At 69.4% G+C, this 18,956-nt stretch carries 18 protein-coding genes; 9 read left to right on the forward strand and 9 right to left on the reverse strand.

Annotation, left to right across the window (positions count from 1 at the left end; genetic code table 11):
• The first annotated feature begins 15 nt into the window (after positions 1 to 15).
• The 6 genes from E0H45_RS35665 to E0H45_RS35690 all read left to right on the forward strand — a co-directional run bounded on the left by E0H45_RS35665 (position 16) and on the right by E0H45_RS35690 (position 6,232).
• A complete protein-coding gene (locus E0H45_RS35665; RefSeq protein ID WP_131345710.1) occupies positions 16 to 1,146 on the forward strand; it encodes a histidine kinase in 1,131 nt (376 codons plus the stop codon).
• A gap of 175 nt (positions 1,147 to 1,321) precedes the next feature.
• Positions 1,322 to 2,065, forward strand: coding sequence for a LytR/AlgR family response regulator transcription factor (locus tag E0H45_RS35670; protein WP_131345713.1), 744 nt, complete (start codon positions 1,322 to 1,324; stop codon positions 2,063 to 2,065).
• Between the two features lies 1 nt (position 2,066).
• Complete coding sequence (locus E0H45_RS35675) at positions 2,067 to 2,447, forward strand: hypothetical protein (protein WP_131345716.1); 381 nt, start codon at positions 2,067 to 2,069, stop codon at positions 2,445 to 2,447.
• 1 nt (position 2,448) lies between these two features.
• Complete coding sequence (locus E0H45_RS35680) at positions 2,449 to 4,029, forward strand: sodium/solute symporter (protein ID WP_131345719.1); 1,581 nt, start codon at positions 2,449 to 2,451, stop codon at positions 4,027 to 4,029.
• A 227-nt stretch (positions 4,030 to 4,256) separates the two neighbouring features.
• Entirely contained in the window at positions 4,257 to 4,589 is a 333-nt protein-coding gene (locus E0H45_RS35685; protein ID WP_131345722.1) for a DUF485 domain-containing protein, read from the forward strand.
• A gap of 11 nt (positions 4,590 to 4,600) precedes the next feature.
• Positions 4,601 to 6,232 carry a solute symporter family protein gene (locus E0H45_RS35690; protein ID WP_131346051.1) on the forward strand — a complete coding sequence of 544 codons (1,632 nt, stop codon included), beginning with the start codon at positions 4,601 to 4,603 and terminating at the stop codon, positions 6,230 to 6,232.
• A 155-nt stretch (positions 6,233 to 6,387) separates the two neighbouring features.
• Here E0H45_RS35690 and E0H45_RS35695 read toward each other — a convergent pair whose 3' ends face one another.
• Genes E0H45_RS35695 through E0H45_RS35700 form a run of 3 tightly spaced genes read right to left on the reverse strand, consistent with a single transcriptional unit; the run spans position 6,388 to position 8,837 of the window.
• On the reverse strand, positions 6,388 to 7,878 hold the full coding sequence (locus E0H45_RS35695) for a CYTH and CHAD domain-containing protein (RefSeq protein ID WP_131345725.1): 1,491 nt from the start codon (positions 7,876 to 7,878) through the stop codon (positions 6,388 to 6,390).
• A gap of 21 nt (positions 7,879 to 7,899) precedes the next feature.
• Entirely contained in the window at positions 7,900 to 8,040 is a 141-nt protein-coding gene (locus E0H45_RS42660; RefSeq protein ID WP_165546705.1) for a hypothetical protein, read from the reverse strand.
• Positions 8,037 to 8,837 (reverse strand): methyltransferase, encoded by an 801-nt coding sequence (locus E0H45_RS35700; protein WP_131345728.1) that lies wholly within the window; start codon positions 8,835 to 8,837, stop codon positions 8,037 to 8,039. Before E0H45_RS35700 ends, E0H45_RS42660 begins: the two co-directional genes overlap by 4 nt.
• 28 nt (positions 8,838 to 8,865) lie before the next feature.
• Between E0H45_RS35700 and pdxR the strand changes: the two genes are divergently transcribed.
• Positions 8,866 to 10,323: a MocR-like pyridoxine biosynthesis transcription factor PdxR gene (gene pdxR / locus E0H45_RS35705; RefSeq protein WP_131345731.1), complete on the forward strand. Its 1,458-nt coding sequence runs from the start codon at positions 8,866 to 8,868 to the stop codon at positions 10,321 to 10,323.
• Here the strand turns inward: pdxR and E0H45_RS35710 are convergent.
• The gene (locus E0H45_RS35710) at positions 10,316 to 12,442 is read right to left on the reverse strand and encodes an MMPL family transporter (protein WP_131345734.1); all 2,127 of its coding nucleotides are present in this window, start codon (positions 12,440 to 12,442) and stop codon (positions 10,316 to 10,318) included. The two genes, pdxR and E0H45_RS35710, sit on opposite strands and share 8 nt — an antisense overlap.
• A gap of 105 nt (positions 12,443 to 12,547) precedes the next feature.
• Between E0H45_RS35710 and E0H45_RS35715 the strand changes: the two genes are divergently transcribed.
• Positions 12,548 to 13,153 carry a TetR/AcrR family transcriptional regulator gene (locus E0H45_RS35715; RefSeq protein WP_202872662.1) on the forward strand — a complete coding sequence of 202 codons (606 nt, stop codon included), beginning with the start codon at positions 12,548 to 12,550 and terminating at the stop codon, positions 13,151 to 13,153.
• Between the two features lie 22 nt (positions 13,154 to 13,175).
• On the opposite strand, the gene E0H45_RS35720 is transcribed toward E0H45_RS35715, so the two are convergent.
• Genes E0H45_RS35720 through E0H45_RS35730 form a run of 3 tightly spaced genes read right to left on the reverse strand, consistent with a single transcriptional unit; the run spans position 13,176 to position 15,832 of the window.
• Positions 13,176 to 14,150, reverse strand: a complete 975-nt coding sequence (locus E0H45_RS35720; RefSeq protein ID WP_238155538.1) for a hypothetical protein — start codon at positions 14,148 to 14,150, stop codon at positions 13,176 to 13,178.
• Between the two features lie 14 nt (positions 14,151 to 14,164).
• Positions 14,165 to 15,451: an MFS transporter gene (locus E0H45_RS35725; RefSeq protein ID WP_131345737.1), complete on the reverse strand. Its 1,287-nt coding sequence runs from the start codon at positions 15,449 to 15,451 to the stop codon at positions 14,165 to 14,167.
• A gap of 42 nt (positions 15,452 to 15,493) precedes the next feature.
• On the reverse strand, positions 15,494 to 15,832 hold the full coding sequence (locus E0H45_RS35730) for a sterol carrier family protein (RefSeq protein ID WP_131346060.1): 339 nt from the start codon (positions 15,830 to 15,832) through the stop codon (positions 15,494 to 15,496).
• 89 nt (positions 15,833 to 15,921) lie between these two features.
• On the opposite strand from E0H45_RS35730, the gene E0H45_RS35735 reads away from it, so the two are divergent.
• A complete protein-coding gene (locus tag E0H45_RS35735; RefSeq protein WP_131345739.1) occupies positions 15,922 to 16,545 on the forward strand; it encodes a hypothetical protein in 624 nt (207 codons plus the stop codon).
• On the opposite strand, the gene E0H45_RS35740 is transcribed toward E0H45_RS35735, so the two are convergent.
• Together E0H45_RS35740 and E0H45_RS35745 are read right to left on the reverse strand one after the other, a co-directional pair.
• Entirely contained in the window at positions 16,542 to 18,080 is a 1,539-nt protein-coding gene (locus E0H45_RS35740; protein ID WP_131345742.1) for an alpha/beta hydrolase, read from the reverse strand. The two genes, E0H45_RS35735 and E0H45_RS35740, sit on opposite strands and share 4 nt — an antisense overlap.
• A complete protein-coding gene (locus tag E0H45_RS35745) occupies positions 18,077 to 18,952 on the reverse strand; it encodes a PSP1 domain-containing protein (RefSeq protein ID WP_238155539.1) in 876 nt (291 codons plus the stop codon). Before E0H45_RS35745 ends, E0H45_RS35740 begins: the two co-directional genes overlap by 4 nt.
• Positions 18,953 to 18,956: the final 4 nt, after the last annotated feature.

Genomic DNA, 18,956 nt, shown 5'->3' on the forward strand with positions numbered 1-18,956 from the left:
GGTTACCGTCAGGGGGTGTTCGCGCGGCGGCGGAAGCATTTCGGGACTCCGGCCGACAAGGCGACGTATGCGACCCTGCATACCGCCTCGTTGGCCAGTCCCCACCTGCGCGAGGGCCTGACACCCGCTGCAGCCGGCAAGGCCAGCCGCCACCTGAGAGACCTCCTGGGTACGGCGGCCATCGCGATCTGCGACTCCTCCGGCGTACTGGCGTGGGACGGCGTAGGCGGACCGTACGAGAGCAACCACCGCCGCGACGCCAAGGACCTCGCTGCAACGACACTCCGCTCCGGCCGTACGGCGGTACTCGGCGCGCATGATGTGGCGTGCGGCGACCCGCAATGCCCGATCCGTACCGCGGTCGTCGCGCCGATCGTCACCGAGGAGCGCGTGGTCGCCGTACTGGTCGCGTACAGCAACAACACCTCCGCAGCACTCGTCAGAGCGACCGAGGAGGTCGCCAGGTGGGTCTCTGGTCAGGTAGAGCTCGCAGAGCTCAACAAGGAGCGCACGCGTGCCATGGAGGCGGAGCTGCGCGCACTACGCGCCCAGATCAGCCCGCACTTCATTTACAACGCTCTGGCGGCCATCGCGTCCTTCGTGCGCACTGACCCGGAGCGGGCGCGTGAGCTGCTCCTGGAGTTCGCGGACTTCTCCCGCTACGCCCTGCGGCGTGGCGGCGAGTTCACCACGCTGGCGGACGAGCTACGCAACGTGGAGCGCTACCTGGTGCTGGAGCAGGCCCGCTTCGGCGACAGGCTCAAGGTGTCGCTGCAGATCGCTCCTGAGGTGCTGCCGGTGGTCATCCCGTTTCTGGTCGTCCAGCCCCTGGTGGAGAACGCCGTACGCCACGGCCTGGAAGGTACGACGGGCGTCGGCAACATCACGATCCGCGCGCGCGACCAGATCAACGAGGCGGAGATCAGCGTCGAGGACGACGGCGCCGGCAGCGACCCGGAGGTGATCCGGGCGGCCCTGTCCGGCGAGTCCGGCAGCGACTCGGTTGGCCTCGGCAACGTCGACGCCCGGCTGCGGCAGGTGTACGGCGACACGTACGGCCTGGTCGTGGAGACCGCCGTGGACGCCGGAACCAAGGTGACGTTCCGGATCCCCAAATACTCCTCAGGAGTGCATGCGTCGCCGTAACCCTCAGGTGCCGGTCTGGCTCGAGCGATGGCGGTGTCCAGGTGCGTGCATCGGGGTGCTTGAGGGGCGTCCTCGATGCGGAGCATCGTGGATGGCCCTCAAGTGCCGCGAGGTGCGTGCCTGGGCGCCGCCAGCGCCGAGGCAGGCCGGCACCTGAGGGTTTAGTGTTCGCCTTATGGCCGACTCTCCCTTGCGCGCGCTGGTTGCGGACGACGAGGAGCCTGCCCTGGCCGAACTGGTGTACCTGCTGAACCAGGACCCCCGGATCGGCGAGATCCGCACGGCCTCCAACGGGCCGGACGCGCTGAAGATCCTGCAGGCCAGCGACCTGGACGTGGTGTTCTGCGACATCAAGATGCCCGGGCTGGACGGCATCGACCTGGCCAAGGTGCTGTCCAAGTTCGCCAGCCGCCCGCAGATCGTCTTCGTCACGGCGTACGACGAGCACGCGGTGGCGGCGTTCGAGCTGGAGGCCACCGACTACGTGATGAAACCGGTCCGGCCCGAACGCCTGTCCCAAGCGATCCAGCGCGTGATTTCCCACGGCGCACCGCCCGCGCTGCCGTCACCGGAGGAGACCGACGACGAGGTGATCGCGGTGGAGCTCGCCGGTGTCACCAGGTTCGTCCAGCGCTCCACGGTCCGGTACGTCGAGGCCCAGGGCGACTACGCCCGCCTGCACACCGGCCAGAACTCGCATCTGGTCCGCATCCCGCTCAGCACGTTGGAAGAACGCTGGCGGGACGCAGGCTTCACGCGGATCCACCGCAGCACTCTGGTCGCTCTGCAGCACGTGGACGAGATGCGGGTCGACGGCGGCCGCTGCGCGGTCCGGGTCGGTGAAGACTGGCTCCCGGTCAGTCGCCGGCACACGCGGGAGCTCCGCGACCTCCTGGTCCGTTCGACGTCGCTGAGATGACATGAGTACGCCGGAAGGACCGCGCAGGGTCCGCGTCACCAGTCCTCGGACCAGTGCGGCCCGGCGTCCGATCATGCCCACCGGTACGCGTGAGATCGATGAGCAGACCCGTCTCGGCCAGGTCTACATGCAGTCGCTGATCCAGTCCCAACTGCGGCTCACGCTGGCCGTCATCGGCAGCGTGGTGCTCGTGCTCGGCAGCATCCCGATGCTGTTCTGGCTGGTCCCTCCGACCCGCACGCTGTCCGTGCTGGGCCTGCCGCTGCCCTGGGTGATCCTCGGCATCCTGGTGTACCCAGTCGTGTACGTCGCCGCCCGCATCTACGTCCGGAACGCGGAGCGGATCGAGACAGAGTTCACCGAGTTCGTGGGGCGGCAGTAGCGTGTCGCCGGCGATCAGCCTGACCGCGATCGGCTTGGTGGTCGTGGCAACGATCGGGATCGGCCTGTTCGGCCTGCGGATCTCGCGGACCACCAGTGACTTCTACGTCGCCAGCCGCGCGGTCAGCCCGCGCTGGAACGCCTCGGCGATCAGCGGCGAGTACCTGTCCGCAGCGTCGTTCCTCGGCGTCGCCGGGCTGGTGCTGGTGAACGGCGCCGACATGCTGTGGTTCTCGGTCGGCTACACCGTCGGCTACCTGATGCTGCTGGTCCTGGTCGCCGCTCCGCTGCGCCGGTCCGGTGCGTACACGCTGCCCGACTTCGCCGAGACCCGCTTCGAGTCCCCCGTCGTACGTCGGATCTGCGCCGGGCTCGTGGTCGGTATCGGGACGCTCTACCTCCTGCCGCAACTGCATGGCGCCGGCCTCGCCGTCCAGACCGTCACCGGCGCGCCGCCGCAGGTGGGCGCGATGATCGTCGCGGTGATCGTGGTGATCAACGTGGCCGCGGGCGGGATGCGATCCATCACGTTCGTGCAGGCCTTCCAGTACTGGCTCAAGCTGACCGCACTCGCGACGCCGATCTTCGTCATCCTGCTCGTCTGGCACCAGCCCGTCGGCGTCCTCGACTCGTTGCACGGGGCAGCCGCCGAATGGGCCGAGCCGCTGTCCCGTGCCGGCGGGCGCGACCACCCGTTGTACGCGACCTATTCGTTGCTCCTGGCCCTTTGTTTCGGGACGATGGGGCTCCCGCACGTCCTGGTCCGCTTCTACACGAACCCCGACGGCCGCGCGGCCCGGCGTACCACCGTCGTCGTACTGGCACTGCTCGGGTTGTTCTACCTCTTCCCACCGATGTACGCCGTACTCGGGCGGACGTTCGCGCCCGACCTGGTGGGCACGGGCGGGGACACCGTCGTACTCGAGCTGCCCGGGCGAGTTTTCCCTGGTACTGCAGGGGATCTGCTCGGCGCACTGGTCGCGGCGGGGGCGTTCGCGGCGTTCCTGTCGACGTCGTCGGGGCTGACCGTCGCCATCGCGGGGGTGATCGACCAGGACCTGTTGCGGAGCCGGTTGCACCGGTGGACCGGTGGTGACTACGTCGCGGTGAACAGCTTCCGGATCGCGGCGCTGATCGCGATGATCGTGCCGTACCTGGCGTTCACGGTGACCGGGGCGCTGAGCCTCGCGGACACCGTGGGACTCGCGTTCGCGCTGGCCGCTTCGACGTTCTGTCCGCTGCTGGTGCTGGGGATCTGGTGGCGGCGGATGTCGACGACCGGCGCCGCGGCCGGCCTGGTCGTCGGCGGGATCGCGGCCAGCGCGGCGGCGCTCGTGAACGTGTCCGGCGCGCCGCAGGGCGGCTGGCCGCGGGCGCTCGTCGGTCAGCCGGCCGCGTGGACGATGCCGCTCGCGTTCCTCACCGTCATCGTGGTCTCGAAGCTCACCCCGGACCGCATCCCGGCCGGCACGGCCCGCAGCATGGTGCGGCTCCACACCCCCGAAGCGGTCGACGTGGATCGAGGACCTGCGCCACTCACCAACCGCTCGACGAGCGCCGCGCGACCCGCGCGTCACGCCTAGCGGGCGCCGCGGGCCGACGGTTGGTGAGTGCTGGGCGTCCGCCGTTCGTCGCGTGATTCCTACCGCTCACCGCAGTTGAGTGATCCACCGAGCGACTGGTGTGGTCCGCTGAGCGACCGGTGCGCGCCGGTGCTGTCGGGAGGGCCGTGACGCGGGCCACAGTACGACGCAGCAACCTCGCCGGCTTCAAATCCGCCCGGCACGATCCCTCTTTGGAGGTCCTCGCGATGAGTGATATAGGTGATCGCGACCTGACGACGTACCGGGATGTCCAGTTGTCACCGGACTTCTCCGAGCTGCGTCGCCGGTTCCGGCGCTTCGTGTTCCCGATGACCGCGCTGTTCCTGGTCTGGTACTTCGTCTACGTCCTGCTCGCCGCCTACGCGCACGACTTCATGTCGCACAAGGTCGGCGGCAACATCACCGTGGCCCTGTTGTTCGGCCTCGGGCAGTTCGTGTCGACGTTCGCGATCACGATGATCTACGTCCGCTGGGCGGACCGCCGGATCGACCCTGACGCCGAGAAGCTGCGCCACCAGATCGAGGGAGCACCGCAGTGACCGCCCCGCTCATGTTGCCAATGGCAACGGATATCGGTAACCCGACCGTCAACATCGTGATCTTCGCGCTGTTCGTGCTGGCCACGCTGGGGATCGTGTTCCGGGCGTCGCGGAACAACAAGACCGCGGCCGACTTCTACGCCGGCGGCCGGTCGTTCACCGGCCCGCAGAACGGCATCGCGATCGCCGGCGACTACCTGTCCGCCGCGTCGTTCCTCGGCATCGCCGGCGCGATCGCGCTGAACGGGTACGACGGCTTCCTGTACTCCATCGGCTTCCTGGTGGCCTGGCTGGTCGCGCTGCTGCTGGTCGCCGAGCTGCTCCGGAACACCGGCCGGTTCACGATGGCCGACGTACTGTCGTTCCGGCTCAAGCAGCGGCCGGTCCGGATGGCGGCCGCGATCTCGACCCTCGGCGTCTGCTTCTTCTACCTGCTGGCGCAGATGGCAGGCGCCGGGGGTCTGGTGGCCCTGCTGCTCGGGGTGAGCAACCGGGCCGGGCAGAGCATCGTGATCGCCGTGGTCGGCATCCTGATGATCACCTACGTCCTGGTCGGCGGCATGAAGGGCACCACCTGGGTGCAGATCGTCAAGGCCGTGCTGCTGGTCATCGGCGCCGGAATCATGACGATTTGGGTGCTGGCGAAGTACTCCTTCAACCTGTCCAGCCTGCTCGGTGCGGCCGTCGACAAGAGCCCGGCGGCCGGCGAGAAGCTGCTCAGCCCGGGTCTCCAGTACGGCCTCACCGGTGTCACCAAGCTGGACTTCATCTCGCTCGCGCTCGCCCTGGTGCTCGGCACCGCCGGCCTGCCGCACGTGCTGATGCGGTTCTACACGGTGCCGGACTCCAAGGAGGCGCGGCGCAGCGTCAGCTGGGCGATCTGGATCATCGGCATCTTCTACCTGTTCACGCTGGTCCTCGGGTACGGCGCTGCCGCGATCGTCGGACCGGACCGCATCAAGGCCGCACCCGGCAAGGCGAACTCGGCCGCGCCGCTGCTCGCCTTCGAGCTCGGTGGTGAGGTGCTCCTCGGGGTGATCTCGGCGGTCGCGTTCGCGACGATCCTGGCCGTGGTGGCCGGTCTGACGATCACCGCGAGTACCTCGTTCGCGCACGACATCTACGGCCAGATCATCAAGAAGGGCCAGATCAGCGGCGACGGCGAGGTCCGGGTTGCGCGGTACACCGCGGTCGTGATCGGCATCGTCGCGATCGTCGGCGGCATCTTCGCGAACGGGCAGAACATCGCGTTCCTGGTGGCCCTGGCGTTCGCGGTCGCGGCGAGTGCGAACCTGCCGACGATCCTGTACTCCCTGTTCTGGCGGCGCTTCAACACCCGCGGCGCACTGTGGAGCATCTACGGCGGTCTGAGCTCGACGATCATCCTGATCATCTTCAGCCCGGTCGTCTCCGGCAAGGTGGACAAGAAGACCGGCGCGAGCTTGTCGATGATCACCGACACCAGCATCGACTTCCACTGGTTCCCGCTGGACAACCCCGGCATCGTCTCGATCCCGCTGGCGTTCCTGCTCGGCTGGCTCGGCACGATCACCAGCAAGGAGCCGGTCGACGTCGACCGCTTCGCCGAGATGGAGGTCCGCTCACTGACCGGCGCCGGCGCCGAGAAGGCGGTCCCGCACTAGAAGACCTGTCAGGCAGGCCCTGCTGATTCGACGCGGTCCTGCCTGGCAGCCCCACCCCGCCCCCCCGAGACGGACCCGGCCCCTGCACCGGGTCCGTCTCGCACGTCTTTCCGGAACAAAACCGTCACCGGGCGGCAGAAAACTTCCGGAAAGGCTCAGTGGAATTTGAGGGTGGGCCAGAGTTCGTAGAAGGCTTCGCGGGAGGTGTTGCCTCGGGCTTCCTCCGTGGCGTGGAGGCGGCCGTAGGTGAAGGGGTTGCCGCCTTCGGCGTAGACCTCGAGGGCGAGGTGGTGGAGGAGTTCGCGGGAGACGACCGAGTCCTGGTGTTCGCCGAGGATCTCCTGGACCTGCTCGGCGCGGGCGGCCAGGTCGGCGGCTTCGTCGGACAGGACGGGTACGGCGGATTCCGCGGCGTACCGCAGGCGCTTCGACGACTTGCGTACTTCGTGCAGCTCGTGGTCCTGCTCCGCCACGGTCTCGGCCCGCTGCGAACGGCGTACCGCCTTGCGCATCCGCCGGTAGTCGTGGTCGAGGAGTTCGCCGATCTGCTTGCTCGCCTTCCGGTCGTCCCCCGTCACGGGCGGCTTCGCGAGCAGTTCGTCGAGCGCGTCGAGCAGCCGGAAGTACCGCGGACTCTCCAGCGCGGCCAGCGCCCCGGCGCGGCCGTCCTTGTAGACCCGCCGCAGATGGTCGTCGATCCGCCCCGCGACGCGTCCCATCACCAGCTCGACCGGCTGTTCCGCGACCTCGGCCGCGAAGTGCTCGCGCTGCACCTCCGCGTCCCGAGCAACCCCGAGCTCACCGGCCAGCCACTTCAACTCGTCCCGCAACGGGTCGCCGACCGCACGATCGATCACCGGACGGTACGTCGCCAGCGCCGACCGCAGCCGCCGCGTCGCGACCCGGAACTTGTGGATCGAGTCCGGGACGTCCCGCCGTACCTCAGGGTCCCGTTCGCGGATCGCCTGCACCTGCGCGCCGGCGTACGCGCGGAACAGGTCCGACGTCCGCGGCTTCTTCGGCAAGGTCCACTCGTCGTACGCCGGAACGCGATCGCCGAGCGCCCGTGCGAGCTTGCTCGGACCGCTCGCCGGACGAGCGCCCGCGGCCGTCAGCAACTCACCCGCGTCCTCGAGCAGCAGGCCGTCGCCGTCGACCAGCTCGACCTCCCACTCCCGCCAGCTCTCGGGCTCACCGCCCGCGACCGTCGCGGTCACGTGGTCGTCGGCGAGCTCCGCGAGGACACCGCCGTCCGCGTCCAGCAACCGATGGACGATCCGTCGGGTGTGCAGCGTCACGACCGGCACCAACTGTTGGTCGCGGACATGCACGCGGACCGTACGGACGACCGCGATCGGCACGTTGCGCACCGACCGGCCGAGCGGGTGCCGAACCTCGAGCCGTCCACCGGACGACCCCGGGAACTTCACGTGCCACCCGTCGTCCTCACCACCGGTCCGTCGGCGAAGCGTCACCTTGTGAGCGGCCAGGTCGAGGGCGGCGGTGTCGTAGTACACCGCCTCCAGCTCGAGTTCGACCGGTTGCGCGACGCTCGCGACCCCGGGCAGCTCGTGCAGCGCCGGCAGGATCACGCTCGTGTCGACGTCGTACTTCGTCTCGATCTCGAGCTGCTCAGTCGGGGCCATACCCCATTGTTTACCAGCCGTTCATGAATTTGCCCTGAGATCGGCGACCAATCGTTGCAGATCGCGGTCGGTGCAGCCGCCGATCGTGGGCCGGATCTGCCGGCGCCGGTTGTGGTTGAGGGCCCAGCAGATCAATCCGATCAGGACGAGGAAGGCGATCATGTCCTGCCCACTCCTTTGAAGAACGTGTAGTGAAAGGTGCCGCCGTGTCCGGCGGACTTCTCGAGGTCGCGGATGCCCGCGGCCCACTCGGCCTCGGTCCGCAGGCCGGCGGCGATCGCGCGGTCGCGGACGGACTCGACCATCGCGATGAAGGTCTTGCGGGTGAAGCCGTCGACGAGCTGCGGGAGGCTCTGGTCGGCGTACACGGTGCGCGGTCCGACCCGTACGTCGTCGTACCCGGCCTGCTCGAGCAACGGCTGGAGCCGCCGGCCGATCAGCGAGTCACCGCCCGCGGCAGCCTGCAGGTCGACGAGGCAGTCGATGACGGCTTGGGCGTGCGCGCTGCGCGGGTGGAAGAAGGCGGACTCGTGGTCGCCTTCGATCACGGTGATCGTGCCGCCGGGGTTGAGGAGGCCCCGGAGCCGGGTGAGCGCGGCCGCAGGGTCGGGAAGGTGCTCGAGGACGAAGCAGACGAAGACGTGGTCGAACTTCTCGCCGGCCAGGTCGTGGAGGTCCGCGTGCCGCCAGTCGACCGTCGCGTCCGGTGCGTGTTCGGCGACCTGAGCCTTGGCCTGGGCGAGGGATGCTTCGGAGATGTCGATCGAGACCAGGTCGATGCCGGGGCTTCGCGTGACCAGTTGAACGGTCTGTGCTCCCACTCCGCAGCCGGCCTCCAGTACGCGGCTGCCGGGTGGGTAGGTGGTGCCGCCGTGCAGCAGGTCGGCGAGCGTGCCGGCCTGGTCGGACAGCCGGCGGGTCTCCGCCGGGGTGTAGCCGTGGACGTAGTCGGTTCCCATACCTCCAAGGTCGCGCCACAATGGTCCTGTGAACAGGTCCAATCCGGCGATAAGTGGCAGGTCCAATGGCGGAGCGGACTTCCTCCAACTCGACCCGGCCGATGCGCCACCTGGCGGTCTCGCGGACTGGCTCACCGATCGCCTGCGGACGGCGATCTCCACCGGCCACCTCCCGGTCGGCACCCGCCTCCCCGCGACCCGCACCCTCGCCACCGACCTCGGCCTCTCCCGAGGCGTGGTCACCGAGTCGTACCAGCGCCTCACCGAGGACGGCCACGTCTCCACGCACGGCCGCCGCGGGACCATCGTCGTCGCTGCCCCGATGATCGGTGACGTCCGAAAGTCCGAGGGTCCACGGTTCTTCGGACGTCCGAGCTTGGCAGTGGCCGACGATGTGTTCGACCGGTTGCGGGATCTGCCGGCGCGGATCGACCTGACGCCCGGCGTGCCCGATCTGGCCGCGTTCCCGCGGAGCGCCTGGCTGCGCGCGGAGCGAGCAGTGCTAGCGGATCTGGAGTCGGCCGATTTCGGGTACGGCGACCCGGCGGGTACGCCGACGTTGCGACGCGCGGTCGCCGCGTGGCTGGCGCAGTACCGCGGGATCACCGCGGACCCGGACGACCTGATCATCGTGGCCGGCGTGGCCCAGGCGATCGGGCTCGTGTCCCAGATGCTCGAACGGCACGGCATCCACGAGATCGCGGTCGAGGACCCCGGCTCGCTCGGTTCCCGTCAGCACTTGCAGAACTGGGGTATGCGGACGCCGCCGATCCCCGTCGACGATCGCGGGCTGCAGGTCGACGTACTGCGGGATTCCGGCGCGAGCGCGGTGATGGTGACGCCGGCGCACCACTTCCCGACCGGCGTCGTACTGGACGGCGAACGTCGTCGCGAGCTGATCCAGTGGGCAACGGACGGCGGATTGGTGATCGAGGACGACTACGACGCCGAGCACCGGTACGACCGGCCGCCGGTCCCGGCGCTCCGCTCGATGCTGCCCGACCAGGTCATCTACGCCGGCAGCGTGTCCAAGCTGCTCGCCCCGGCGCTGCGGATCGGCTGGATGCTCGCACCCCCGCAGTACAAGGAAGAACTGATTGCCCGCAAGCGCCTGGCGGACCTCGGCAACGCGGGCCTCCCGCAGCTCACCCTCGCCGCTCTGATGGAGTCCGGCGAGCTCGAGCGCCAACTCCGCTTCCTCCGCCGTCGGCACCGCACCCGCCGCGACGCGATGGTCAGCGCCATCCGCAACCACTTGCCCACCGCAACCATTCACGGCGCCGCCGCCGGCCTGCATCTCACCATCACCTTTGCAGAAGGAGACGACACCGAACTGGCCGCAGCCGCCCTCGAAGCAGGCGTGAAAACCCACCCTCTTTCGTGGCACTGCCAACTCCCGCACGCCCCCGGCCTGGTCCTCGGCTACGCCGCCCGCACCCCCACCGAAATCACCGAGGCCATCGCGACGATCGCGAAGGTCAGCTGATCGGGCTCCACCAGTTCGCGCGCCCGGCGAGCTTCATGAACGCGGGCAGCAGCACGCCCCGGATCGCCGTCGCGTCCACGAGCACCGCGACGGCCATCCCGACCCCGATCATCTTCAGGTACACGACCCCACCGGTCGCGTAGACCGCGAACGACAGCGCGAGTACGGCGGCCGCGGTCGTGACCAACGGGGCCGATCGCTGCAGCCCCGTCGCCACCGCCCGCTCGGTATCCCCGGTCCGCAGGTACTCCTCCCGGATCCGCGACACGATGAACACCTCGTAATCCATCGACAGTCCGTACACGATGCAGAACATGAGGGTCGGCATGCTCGCCTCCAGTACGCCGGTCGCGGTGAAGCCGAGTGGCCCGGACAGATTGCCCTGCTGGAACACCCACACCATGACGCCGAACATCACCGCGAGACTGAGCAGGTTCAGCACGGTCGCCTTCAACGGCAGCAGCACGCTGCCGGTCGCGACGTACAGGACGAGCACGCTGAGCAGCAGGATCAACCCGAGCACCAGCGGGATCCGTTCGGTGAGTGCCGCACGCCAGTCCGACATCTCGGCCGGCGAACCACCGATCATCGCCGGGTACGGCGCCTCGGCCGCGCGGACCTGTTCGACGAGCTGCCCGATGTCTCCCTCCAGCACCGCCTCGGTCGGGACGACGGTCAGGTACGCCCCGCCGTTGCGGACATAGGTGTCGACCTGCGCCACCCCGTCCAGCTGCCCGAGGGTCTTCGCGTACGGCGCCAGTCGCGCCGGATCGGTCGTCTCGGGCATCACGACGTACAGCGCGTCGGACTCCTCCTGGCCGAAGTTCTGGCGCACCTGGTCCGCCATGATCCGGCTGCTCGCGTCCGCGGGGAGGATCCGGGCGTCCGGCAGGCCGAGGCGCAGACCCAAGGCGGGAGACGCGAGCAACAGGATCAGCGCGAGGACGGCGCCGCCGATGAGTGCCGGGCGGCGCATCACCGCGATCGCGAGTGTTGCCCAGCGACCCGAACCGGAGCCTGTTGCCGCGGGACGGACCGCTCGGCGGCCGAGGAGCGCCAGCGCCGCCGGGAGGATGACGAGCGCACCGATCAGCGCGGACAGGACAACAAGCACACCGGCGTACCCGAAGGACCGCAGGAACGACAGCGGGAACAGCAGCAGCGCGAGGAGTGAGACCGCGACCGTCAGGCCACTGAACAAGACAGTCCGCCCGGCCGTGCGCACCGCGGTCACCACGGCGTCGTCGACCTCGGCGCCGGCCGCCAACTCCTCGCGGAACCTCGCGATCACGAACAGGCAGTAGTCGACGCCGAGCGCCAGTCCCATCACCAGTGCGAGGTTGGCGGCGAACGTCGAGACCTCGGTGAACGCTGCGATCACCCGCAGGCCGGCCAGCGCACCGCCGGTCGCGAAGACCCCGACCCCCAGGGTCACGAGAGCCGGCGAAATCCTGCGGTAGATGAGGATCAGCAGCCCGAGCACCATCGGGATCACGATCAGCTCGGCGCGCAGGAAGTCCGCACGGGCCTGGGCCCCGATCTCGCGGAACACCTCGTCTTGGCCGCCCGACTGCACGGTGATCCCGTCACGCGATCCGGCGTACTGCGCGGCGAGCTCACCGACCCGCTGTCGCGCCTCGTTCACCTCGCCCGGCACGTGGACGAGGATCAGCGCCTGCCGGGAACCCTTGCTGCGCAAGGCCGAACTGCCGTCACGCGACCAGTACGACGCTGCCTCGGCGACCCCTGACTGCTTCGCGATTTCATTGGTCAGTCCAACACCAGCGGCCCGTACGGCGGGATCGTCGACAGTCCCCGTCTTCGCCGTCACGAGGAAAGCGAGGTTCGGCGGCCCGGTGTGGAACTGGTCGGCGAGCACCCGGCGGGCGCGATCCGACTCCGCGGCCGGATCGGCGATCCGGGACAGCGAGAGGGCGTTGAGCGCGCCGGCCGCAACGGCGAGCACGAGCACCGTGCAGGCGAGCGAAAGTACCGCGACGGCGCGCCGGCGCCGGACCACCAGCCGCCCGAGGCGCGCGAGCAGACCGGCTTCGCGCCGGTGACCTGAGCCTTCCGGCAGGACAGGCGGGACCAGGACCGGCTGGGTGGTTTCGGGCATGGCGGACCTCCGGGTGAGCGGGGGTAGGATGACCAAACACGAGCAGTTGCTCGCATACAGAAAAATACGAGCATTTACTCGTGTTTGTCAACGAAGGGTCGACCCATGCCCGAGGAGCCGCGACGTCAGGCACGCGGGCAGCGGCGGATGGTGCAGCTGCTGGACGCCGCCGCGGTGGTGTTCGCCGAGGCCGGGTATGCGAAGGCGACCACCAACGCGATCGCCCGCCAGGCCGGCGTCTCACCGGGCACGCTGTACCAGTTCTTCGCGAACAAGGAGGCCCTCGCCGAGGCGCTCGCGGAGCGCTACCGCAGCGAGCTCGCCGCCGCGCACCAGAAGGCCTTCGACCCGGGTACGGCGCAACTCCCGCTGCCCGACCTGGTCGACCGGATGATCCGCCCGATGGTCGAGGTCAATCTGGAGAACCCGGGGTTCAAGGCCCTGTTCGGCAGCGGCGACCTGCCGGACAAGCTGACCGCGCCGACCCGCGCGCTCCAGAAGGCTGTCACCGGCCGCGTCGCCGAGGTCCTGGCCGTCCGTTACCCCGAACTACCGACAGACCGCCTCGAAACCACCGCGGCCGTCGCGACCCAGATCTTCGCCGCCCTGCTCGGCACCATCGTCACCACCCCCGCCACCCACCGCGAACGGTGGATCGCCGAACTCAACCAGGCCCTGGTCGGCTACCTGACCCCGCTCGAACCGAGCTGAAGCGGTACGGCGCTTTCAAGCCTCAGCGGGTGTAGCGCGGGGCGATCGCGAGGGCGAACTGGGTCATCAGGTCCGGGTTGATCTTGCGGGCCGGGAGCGGGACCAGGTCGACGATCTTGTCGTCGCCGACGCGGATCGTCGTCCGGCCGGTGGCGGTGTCGACGTACCCCTCGTCGCCGAGCGGGATCGACTGCGAGGTGGCGGCCTTGCGGATCGGGGCCATCAGCGCCTTGGCGTCCGGCTCGCGGCGTGCCGACGTCGAGAGCACGCTTGTCGACGTCACCCAGCCGCAGACCAGGTCACCGACGAGGGTCTCACCGTCGCGCCGGGCCATCGCCGGTGCACCCAGCACCTTCTCGGCCGCCGCCGTACCGCGGTCACAGTCCGGGCGCGTGATCAGCCGGTCGGCGTCCGGCAGCCCGGCACCCTGCCGCAGGACCTCCTGGCCGAGTGCGACGTACTTCGCGAGGGTCGCCTGCGGCCCGGAGAGCTTGTACATCCTGCCGGCCGACAGGAACACCAGGAACGTACTTGTGCCGTACCCGCCCCGACCGATCTGGACGGGCTTGGCCGGCTCACGCGGATGCGCGGCGTACGCCTTCTGGGTCGCCGCCAGCGTCGCCGGCGTGGCCGGAAGCACCGACACCCCGACCCTCAGCACCGGTCCGTCAGGGCTGGTGCTGAGCGCGAACTGACACACGTCGTACGTCGGGATGTCGAACTCGGGCGGTGGTGCCTTGGGCTGGATGTTCGCGACCGGCACCGCGAGCGTGGTCTGCACCAAGGTGGGGTCCATCCGCACGCACATCGTGTCCGCGACCTTGGACGTCTCCGACGGAGGCACCGAAGGCGTCGGAGAGGGAGTCTCCGAGCTCGGCGGCGTACCGGTCGACACCAGCGGCGGCATGTTCGGCGCCGTCTCCTCGGCGGGACCGCCACAGCCCGCGAGCAGTACGACGGTCAGCGCGGAGGCGGTCACTACCCGGCGGATACGCATGATGACTCAGAACCTTAACCCGCGGACCGGAGCTCCCTTTCGCGGACCGCGTGTTCATCGGTACGGGCGTCGTACCGCCAGAACTCGCGCAACCAGACGGACGTGCCGACCACGCCGGCGACGCAGAGCACGCCGCCGCTGACGATCGCGGTCCGGACCGTGGTGAGGTCGGCGACCAACCCGGAGCGGGCCTGACCGCCGAGCGGGCCGAGCGAGTAGCCGAGCATCTCGATCCCGGCCAGCCGGCCGCGCATCTCGTCGGGGATCGTCTGGTTCCAGATCACCGAACGGAACAGCACCGACACCATGTCGGCAGCGCCGGCCACCGCGAAGAACGCGATCGCGAACCAGATGTTCGGCGCCAGGCCGGCGATCCCGACCGCGGCGCCCCAGCCGATCGTGGCCAGCACCACCGCCCTGCCCTGGTGGTGGACGTGTTTCGCCCAGCCGCTGGTCAGGCTGGCGCACATCGCCCCGATCGCCTCCGCGCTGTACAGCAGGCCGAGCAGCTTGGGTTCCTTCAGGATGTCCGTCGCGAACGCCGGGAACAGCACGATCGGCATCGCCAGGAACATCCCGACCATGTCGACCAGGTACGTCGCCAGCAGGTCCTTGCGCCGGAACGCGTAGACGATCCCGCCGCCGATCGCCCGCAGGCTCGGCGCCGTGGACTGCTCGCCGGCACGGTACGAACCGAGCCGGGCGTAGAGCAGCGTCGCGAAGACGATGCCGGCCAGCTCGACGGAGAACGCCCAGGTCACGCCGACCGATCCGACCAGGACACCACCCAGCGCCGGACCGGCGAGCTGCCCGATCTGCGAGGTCAGCGAGCTCAGCGCGACCGCGGCCGGAATCTCCTCGTGCTTCACCACCCGCGGAAGAAGCGCTTCCCGCGAAGGCCGCTGCAGCGAGGTGGCGATCGCGTTCAGCGCGCCGCAGACGTAGATCAGCCAGACCTGCGGGTTCGGGAGCAGCGTGTTGGCGACCATCAGCGCGGAGATCACGACCTGCGCGAATCCGGTGGAGACGAGCAGCGTGCGGCGTTCGACGTGGTCGGCGAGCGCACCGCCGTACAGGCCGAACACGACCAGCGGGACGATCGTCACCAGGCCCATCGCGCCGACCGCGAAGTTCGAGCCGGTGAGTTGGTAGAGCTGGTACGGCAGGGCGACGTACCCGACCATGCCGCCGAGGAAGAACACCGATCCGGCGACCAGCAGGATGCGGAAGTCGCGGGAACCACGCCACGGAGTCAGATCGACGCGCAACCGGGCCAGCCGCGCGCTCAGACTTGCTGCCACCGAGTCATAGTGACAGGTCCGACCGGCCGGACGAACCTGATTTCAGCTGAGGGGCAGCAGGGCGGACAGGTCGGTGCGTTCGCCGCTGGCGCGGAGTTTGCCGGTCATCCGGGCGTCGGGCCAGCTGATGCGGCCGAGCGCCACGTCGATCCACAGGTCCGGCGGCATCTCGATGACCGCGCCCGGCGTACCGCGGGTGTGTCGCGGGCCTTCGATGCACTGCACAGCGCCGTACGGCGGAACGCGTACCTCGACCGCGTGGCCGGGTGCTTTCGCGACCAGGCGTTGCAACAGTTCCTTGGTGAGCAGTTTCAGGTCGGCGCGTTCCGCCGTACCGTCGTCGTAGCGTTGCAAGGCCTGCCGGAACGCGGGGTCGGACATCTCCACGACGTGCCAGCGTACGCGGCAGTTTGCGGTGACGCCCCTCTCGTCAGCGATAATCGGGCGGGAGAGAGGGAAGCGAGGTCGGGATGCTCACGCCCAGGCACCAGGCGCTGCTGATGACGCTGGCGGGAATGACCGTCGGCGTAGCCGTTTTCGGCACAGTCGTCGCCGTGAACGGTGGCAATCCGTTCACCGCCCACGACACGCCGGTGGGGATCGTGAGTCCGTCGCCGTCCAGCACCCCGAGCCGTGGCGACGGACTGCAGGCCGACGGGCTGCAGTACGTCGTACAGAACTTCGGCTCCGACGACGACCCGGTGTCGTCCGAGGTCCCGACCGGGTGGAAGAGCGCTCAGAGCGGCACCCGCCCGAAATTCGTCGACTCGACCGGTGTCTGGCAGATCCGGTTCGACACCCGGGGCAGCAAGCAGACCCCGGACCAGCTGGTCGCGAACCGTGAGCGCAGCATCGACGAGAGCGGCCTGAAGGTGCTCAGCCGCGACAACGGCATGCTGGTCTACACGTACGTCGACAAGGCCCGCGGTCCCCGGATGGGTCTGTCGCGCTGGGTCTCGCTCGACGACGGCAAGACGTCAGCGGTCGAGATCACCGTCGGCGGCCGCCCGCAGGACGAAGCCGGCCTGCGCGCCGTCCTCCAGCAGGCCACCGACACCCTCAAGCTCGCCTCGGGCGACACCCGCCCCAACTAACACTTGATGTCGGCGGCGGGGGTGTTGCCCTGCACGAGGTAGCTCTCCACGACGTTCTTTACGCACGCGTTGCCCGACAGGTACGCCGTGTGGCCGTCGCCGTCACGGGTGACGAGGATGCCGTTCTCGAGCTGATGCGCCAGCCCGACCGCCCATTCGTACGGCGTGGCCGGGTCGCGCGTCGTACCGAGGACCATGATCGGCTTCGAGCCGGCCGCCTTGATCTGGTGCGGCTTGTCCGTCGGCTTGACCGGCCAGTTGACGCAGGACGCCGACGACCAGGCGAGGAACTCACCGAACCGCGGTGAGGCGGCCTTGAACTCCGGCACCTCCGCCTGGAGCTGCGCGATCGACGTGACGTCCGGCCGGTCGGAACAGTTGACCGCGATCTGGACCTCGTTCGCGTTGTCGGAGTACCCGGACGGCTTGCGGTCGGTGTACTCGTCGGCCATCGCGAGCAGCCGCGCGCCGTTCCCGGCGAGCCCGTCGACGACGGCGTCCTCGAGCCGCGGCCAGAACTCCTTCAGGTACAGCGGGTAGACCAGGCCGAGGATGACCAGGGCCTGCGTGACCTGGCGCTGCCCGTCGCCCGGCAGCGGGTGCGCGTCGCTGTCCTTGATCAGCTTGTCGACCTTGGCCAGCACCTCGTTCTTGCTGCTACCGAGCTTGCAGGAGCGCTGCGCACAGTCCTCCGCGAATGCGTCCAGCGCCTTGTCGAAGCCCTTCGCCTGCGCCATCCCCATCTGCTGGGACGAGATCGCCGGGTCGACGGCGCCGTCCAGCACCAGCCGGCCGACGTTCTTCGGGAACAACTCGGCGTACGTCGCACCGAGGTAGGTGCCGTACGACATGCCCAGGTAGTAGAGCTGCGAGTCCCCGACGATGCCACGCAGTACGTCGATGTCGCGGGCGGCGTCCTTGGTGTTCACATGCGGCAGGAGCTCACCGGAGCGCTGCTTGCAGCCGGCCGCGAAGGTCTTGGACTGCTTGTCGACGTCGGCGACCTCGGCGGGGGTGTCCGGGCTCCCGTCGGCGGCGATCATCGCGTCCAGCTGCGCGTTGTCCAGGCACTTCACCGGGGTGGATTCGCCGACGCCGCGCGGGTCCCAGCCGATGATGTCGAACTTCCGCAGCAGCGACGACCCGAACAGCATCGGCGCCTGCGCGGCGAAGTCCTGCCCGGAGGCGCCGGGGCCGCCCGGGTTGATGAACAGCGTGCCGATCCGGCCGCCGCGGTCCTTGGCGAGCACCTTGCGGGCGCGCAGCTCGATGGTCTGACCGGTCGGCTTGGTGTAGTCCAGCGGGACCTCGATGGTCGCGCACTGCTGGTTGGTGCCGCAGCGCTCCCAGTCCGGCTGCTGCTGGTAGAACTTCTCCAGCCCGGCCGGGATCGGGCCCACCGGTCCGCTGGGCGGGTTGCTGCCGACGCCGGGCGCCGTACCGCCGTCGGCGTCCTGCGCACGACTCGCTACTCCACATCCGCTCGCGAGCACCGCAAGAGCTGCCACCAGTACGGTCGACCTGCGGAATCTCACTGCGTGGTTTCTCCCTCGTCGTCGTGGTGCAGGCGGCGCCGGCGGCGTGGTTTCCGTGCCCGCCGCTCCTCAGTCGGCTCCGGCTGTTCAGGCGCCGCACTCGCTTCCGGTACGACGGGTGCTGCGTCCGGGGTCGTCGTACCGGAGGCCTCGTACTGCTGCCGCGGCGAGCAGACGTCCGCCCGGCTGCACGCGCAGCGCCGGCCCGAGGCCGCGAGCCGGACGACCACGGTGTCGCTCGGCACGTTGTGCCCGACCACCACTCCATCACCCGCGGGGGTCTCCACCGCGGCCCCGAGCGCCGGAGCCTTCGCGTTGAACTCCTGGTAGAGCGGGTGCTCGTACTTCAGACAGCACATCAGCCGGCCGCAGGCGCCGGAGATCTTCAACGGGTTCAGCGGCAGGTCCTGGTCCTTCGCCATTCGCACGCTGACCGGCTCGAAGTCCTTCAGGAACGTCGCGCAGCACAGGTCCCGCCCGCACGGCCCGATGCCGCCCTGCAACCGCGCCTCGTCGCGGGCACCGACCTGCCGCAGCTCGATCCGCGCCCGCAGGGCCCGCGCCAGGTCCCGGACGAGCTCACGGAAATCGACCCGGTGCGGCGCCGAGAAGTACACGATCACCAACTGGTCGATATCCGGCCGCCGGTCGACGAAATCGATCCCGACCACCTTCATCGGCAGGTCGTGCTCCCGGATCGTCCGCTTGGCGATCACCCGCGCGTCCGCCCGCCGCTGCCGGTTCTGCTCGTCCCGGTCCAGGTCGGTGGCAGTCGCGATCCCCGCGCACAGCGGCAGCCCGCCGATGTCCTCGGTCACGTACTGCGGCGCCCAAACACACTCCGCCACCTCAGGCCCGTCGTCAGTAGGCACCAGC

Origin of the sequence: Kribbella soli (assembly GCF_004331345.1) — a bacterium.
GTDB lineage: Bacteria > Actinomycetota > Actinomycetes > Propionibacteriales > Kribbellaceae > Kribbella > Kribbella soli.

Excerpts from the sequence above, each read along its gene's own strand:
- E0H45_RS35685 (WP_131345722.1), top strand. The coding sequence starts at position 4,257 with ATGAGTGATATAGGTGATCGCGACCTGACGACGTACCGGGATGTCCAG.
- E0H45_RS35710 (WP_131345734.1), bottom strand. The coding sequence starts at position 12,442 with ATGCCCGAAACCACCCAGCCGGTCCTGGTCCCGCCTGTCCTGCCGGAA.
- E0H45_RS35700 (WP_131345728.1), bottom strand. The coding sequence starts at position 8,837 with ATGGGAACCGACTACGTCCACGGCTACACCCCGGCGGAGACCCGCCGG.
- E0H45_RS35735 (WP_131345739.1), top strand. The coding sequence starts at position 15,922 with ATGCTCACGCCCAGGCACCAGGCGCTGCTGATGACGCTGGCGGGAATG.
- E0H45_RS35670 (WP_131345713.1), top strand. The coding sequence starts at position 1,322 with ATGGCCGACTCTCCCTTGCGCGCGCTGGTTGCGGACGACGAGGAGCCT.
- E0H45_RS35675 (WP_131345716.1), top strand. The coding sequence starts at position 2,067 with ATGAGTACGCCGGAAGGACCGCGCAGGGTCCGCGTCACCAGTCCTCGG.
- E0H45_RS35715 (WP_202872662.1), top strand. The coding sequence starts at position 12,548 with ATGCCCGAGGAGCCGCGACGTCAGGCACGCGGGCAGCGGCGGATGGTG.
- E0H45_RS42660 (WP_165546705.1), bottom strand. The coding sequence starts at position 8,040 with ATGATCGCCTTCCTCGTCCTGATCGGATTGATCTGCTGGGCCCTCAAC.
- E0H45_RS35720 (WP_238155538.1), bottom strand. The coding sequence starts at position 14,150 with ATGCGTATCCGCCGGGTAGTGACCGCCTCCGCGCTGACCGTCGTACTG.
- E0H45_RS35690 (WP_131346051.1), top strand. The coding sequence starts at position 4,601 with ATGTTGCCAATGGCAACGGATATCGGTAACCCGACCGTCAACATCGTG.
- E0H45_RS35695 (WP_131345725.1), bottom strand. The coding sequence starts at position 7,878 with ATGGCCCCGACTGAGCAGCTCGAGATCGAGACGAAGTACGACGTCGAC.
- E0H45_RS35730 (WP_131346060.1), bottom strand. The coding sequence starts at position 15,832 with ATGTCCGACCCCGCGTTCCGGCAGGCCTTGCAACGCTACGACGACGGT.